Origin of the sequence: Flavobacterium sp. (genome assembly GCF_025352425.1) — a bacterium.
In the GTDB taxonomy this organism is placed as follows: domain Bacteria; phylum Bacteroidota; class Bacteroidia; order Flavobacteriales; family Flavobacteriaceae; genus Flavobacterium.
Genome location: NZ_JANXTI010000025.1, coordinates 1 through 4,569 on the forward strand (window position 1 = coordinate 1; position 4,569 = coordinate 4,569).

The 4,569-nt window shown below is 39.3% G+C and carries 3 protein-coding genes; 2 read left to right on the forward strand and 1 reads right to left on the reverse strand.

What is annotated here, in order from left to right; translation table 11 throughout:
• On the reverse strand, window positions 1-180 hold a 180-nt coding region (locus Q0Q99_RS02840), incomplete at its 3' end, for a hypothetical protein (RefSeq protein WP_293891138.1).
• 394 nt (window positions 181-574) lie between these two features.
• On the opposite strand from Q0Q99_RS02840, the gene Q0Q99_RS02845 reads away from it, so the two are divergent.
• Window positions 575-976, forward strand: a complete 402-nt coding sequence (locus Q0Q99_RS02845) for a hypothetical protein (RefSeq protein WP_293891141.1) — start codon at window positions 575-577, stop codon at window positions 974-976.
• Between the two features lie 788 nt (window positions 977-1,764).
• On the forward strand, window positions 1,765-4,569 hold a 2,805-nt coding region (locus Q0Q99_RS02850; protein ID WP_293891144.1), incomplete at its 3' end, for a hypothetical protein.

A 4,569-nucleotide genomic window follows, 5' to 3' on the forward strand; every position in this document is an offset into this window, starting at 1 on the left:
GGTATCAATACCGCCGGTTTGGGTATCAATACCGCTGGCTTGGGTATCAATACCGCTGGCTTGGGTATCAATACCGCTGGCTTGGGTATCAATACCGCTGGCTTGGGTATCAATACCGCTGGCCCCGGTATCCATAATAAAACGCAGTAATTTACCAGCCAGGCCATCAAAATTGGGCATTCCCTTCTGTCAATGCCCTATTGTCGTGTGACATTTTTTAAAACAAGGTCGTTCCCGAAGTTTGACCATTTTCTAATAGTTGCGTGTAAGCGTATTTATACAAAAAATGAAACCGTTTAATATTACTTTTTCAGGCCAGTAGACCAATTTAGCTTTAAAAGAGCTTTTTTTATCAAAAACAAGTGAAAATTAGGATGCACTTTATCGATAATGTGCCCAAACATGGTCTTTAAACGACATGTTTAAGGGGTGAATGGTTTTGAAAGCATCGATTAAGTGCCTTTAACGAGTTTCTCTGTACTTCAACGAAAAGATTTTCCCTCAACTGTCTATTGCCCTAGTTTTGACATGTATTAGAAAAGGAATTCTAAACAACCAAAAACAAAGAGAAAAGATGAACACAACTACACAAACTACAACAACTGCAAATTCAGTTTCTTTAAACAGAACCAGACTAGTTGTTTTATTTGTTTTATTGTTGTTATCAAGTTTAGGGATGTTTGGTCAAAACACAAATAGTGTTGTTGCTACTACATCAATCACTTTTCAAACTGCGGTTGCTTCTAATGACACTACGGTAACAGCAACGACAACTGCAACAACTACTGAAGCTGATGCAAACATGAATATCGTTTCTTGGTTCATGGGTTCAAAACAAACTCCAAAAGCGACTATATCTTCAGATGATAACAACTTCAGCAGAAAACAAATTATCAATTCAGGTGCTGCGGTAAACAGATTGTTGAGCAAAGCATTTTTGAAAAAAGCAGCAAATTTTCAAAGTACGTTAGCATAAATTCTTGTGGTTAAGAATTCAAAGCCTGTCAGAGATGAAAGGCTTTTTTTTGCTCTTTTTTATAATATTGGTACCAGTGTGCAGCCATCATAATTACTTAATCGCGGCAACATAATAGGGGAGCATGCACGAATTGCTTTTGTTGCGAAACATTAAAGAAAACAAAAATAGTCCCGGTTTTCAGGTCATTTTTTAAAAAATATTCTTTCTACAATAGCTGCAATCGACCTGTAAGGCAAACTCACTTTCCATTCATTCAAAATCTACTGCGTAAATTTTATCCGCGGAGTTTGCATTCTAAAACAAAAAGCGAACGAGTCCACTTCATTTCATTCTGAAACATCTACTTAGCCACCGATTTTAAAACACTTTATTTATTATAGGATAATGGTTTTTGTTGGGAAAGGTGTTCATTTAAATATAATGACGAAAATAAAAAGATCGACTTCAAGTACTTTTTTAATGCTCAATATGTAAATGTTCTGTTCACATGTTGGTTAATAAATTATGCGTAAATACATAAAAAACAAGTGTTTGAATTGCGGTTAATCGACTATTTAATCTATTCGACGGGGATATTTTTTTAAGAAAAAAAGTGAAGCGTACTTTATATATAATTTTCAAATACCACAAAGTTTATTTAATAATTAGAAAATGGAGGGTTGTTCTTTGGCAACTCAATTTTAATACTTTACGTGTATATGAAAAAAAAATTAACCCCAAAAGGATTAAATTTTCAATTTGCCTTTGTGAAATCAATACCCCGTGGACGGAGTCAACTTACAAAGATGTGTAAGCTTTTTGTTAAAACCGCATCATTACTGTTTCATTTAAAAAGGGAAGAAAGAACATTTGAATTTGACATGCTGCACACGAGGACAAGCTTAAATGGGAATGGTGTTTTTAGTTGGTCGAAAAATCCCGTGGAAGCTAAATTGAGAAAAATATTGGTCTTTAAATCAGGTATACAAAACTCTGTAATGCTGTTTATGAGTTTGTTTTTTGTGACGGCTTCCATCGGTCAAACCACTTATTATTATAAAGGAAGTGGTGCTTTAAATACCGTGGCAAGCTGGGGTATAGTTTCAGATGGGACAGGTGCTGCTCCATTAAATTTTACTTCTTCCAGCCAAATTTTTAATGTTCGGAACACAGCGGCAGTATCCACATCGGGTAACTGGCTTGTATCGGGAACAGGCTCAAAAATTAGCGTCGGAGATGGAAGTGCTGCTTGCAATCTTACCATAATTGCAGGGACAAATGCCATCAATGGAATTGTAGATGTTGCGGCAAACGGAACCTTATCGATTACTAATACGACTATACCTTCCTTTGGGACTCTTAATGCTGCAAGTACTGTAGTTTATAACGGCGCTGCTACACAAAACATTACTGTCGTTACTTATGGTAATTTGACTTACAGTGGAACCTCTACAGGAACCTTTGCGGGATCATGCAATATTGCGGGGTCTTTTAACTGCTCGGGAACTGGTAGTGTTATTTTTAATTCTTCCAATCAGGCACGTACGTTTGCTATAGGTGGCTCTATTACGATGTCTTCTACAGGAACGGTGGAATTTGGTGGAGGTAACGGAAATTCAACGGTTAATTTAACCGGTAATTTTTTAAAGAATAACGGTTATATTGTTTCTTCGTCATCTAGTTTAAATTCTGTTTTTAATATGGTAGGTGTCAGCCATAATATGCAGTCTACCGGGGGAACTATAATGAAGTGGATGGATTTTTTAATAGCCAGTGGGAACACATGTACCCTTACAGGTGATTTTAATATGAACGGGAGTGCCGGACTTCCAATGATCTTTACCGTTGCCAATGGCGGGACATTAAATTGCGGCACATTTAATGTTGTCGGTTCCGCTACGGGAAACACTTTTGTGTTGAGTAGTGGGGCAGCGCTTGGGGTTGGTTCGTCGGCAGGTATAACTATAGCCGGAACGGCAAGCGGTAATATACAGTCGCTTGTTCGAACCTATACCAGCGGAGCTAATTATATATATAATGGAGTCACAAATCAAGCGTTAGGAAATGGATTTAGCCAAAACATACCGGGTAATTTGACAATTAGCAATACGGGTAGCGCAGGCAACAATACAGTTTCTCTTGGCGCATCGACGACTATTACAGGAAATGTGATTCTCGCTCAAGGGATTTTAAGTGCCGGCACAAATGCGTTCATTTTAGGGGGAGACTGGATAAATAATGTTTCTGCAGCTGCCTTTATTTCAGGAACGGGAACAGTTTCCTTCAACAGCACAACATTGGATCAAAGCATAATTGGGACGGCCTCGGCTCAAACTTTTAATAACTTGACTATAACCAAAAGTGCAAAGAAATTAATAGTCGGGGTGAGCACTGCCACCGTTGGCGGTACATTGACTATGACTTCGGGGAATATAGATTGCGGTTTGAATACTTTTGAACTTGGAACTTCGATCGCTTCGGTCGGAACTCTTACTTATACGGCGGGAAATATTATTGGTAATTTTAGAAGGTGGTTTAATTCAATCGGAGCAAAGCAATTTCCATTTGGGACGCTTGCCGGTGTAGGTACAGCAGCAGCCAATCGGAATGCACTGGTCACTTTTACAAACCTTACCAACGGATCACTTTCAGGAAAGTTTATTGCTTCTGACCCGGGTGACATAGGGCTTTCTTTAACTGAAAATTCTTTTGTTATAGGTAATCAGTTTACAGAAGGATATTGGTCATTAACCGCAGCAAATTCATTGGCAAGTACCAACTATGCCCTTGAACTTAACGGAAGTGGTTTTTCGAGTTTTACCGAAGATGCCAATGTGCGAATTATCAAGCGCTCAAGCGGAGGCTCCTGGATATTGGACGGAACTCATAGTATGGCTGTAACCTCAATTGCAAAGCGTGGGTTGATGAGCGGTTTTGGAGAGTTTGCACACGGACGCGCTTACACTTGTCTTACTGGCGTAGGAGCTCCTACCCCAGCCAGTCAGAGCGTTTGTGCAGGTGCAGTTATTAGCGGCATTACCGTGACATCCAGCGGCGGATCATTGCCTTATAATTATCAGTGGTTTTCCAATACAGTTAATGCCAATAATGGAGGGACAAATTTGGGAAGTACAAACGGAGCACAAACGTCAACTTATACTCCACCGGTAACTGCCGTGGCGGGCTTGACATACTATTATTGTGAAGTGAGCCAGGGTGGCACTATCTGCAGTACTTTAACATCTGCAACCACAAGTTTGACAGTAAACGCATTACCGACCAATATAAGTCCTTCCGGGACTGCGACTATTTGTTCGGGAATTTCTACAAATATTCAAATATTGAATTCGCAAACGGGAATAAATTATCAATTGAGAAACAATAGTGGTAATATTAATGTTGGTACTTCAGTGGCTGGTACCGGAGCAACTATTAATTTGCCTAGTGGCAATTTATCCAGCTCCACAATATTTAACGTTTTAGCCACCAATGTAAGCTCGTCGTGCAGTTTGGCAATGTCAGGGACGGTAACTGTAACTGTTAATCCATTACCGATTAATAAGACTGTTGCGACAACCTCTCCCGTATGTTCAGGAACCGGCACCAATGTT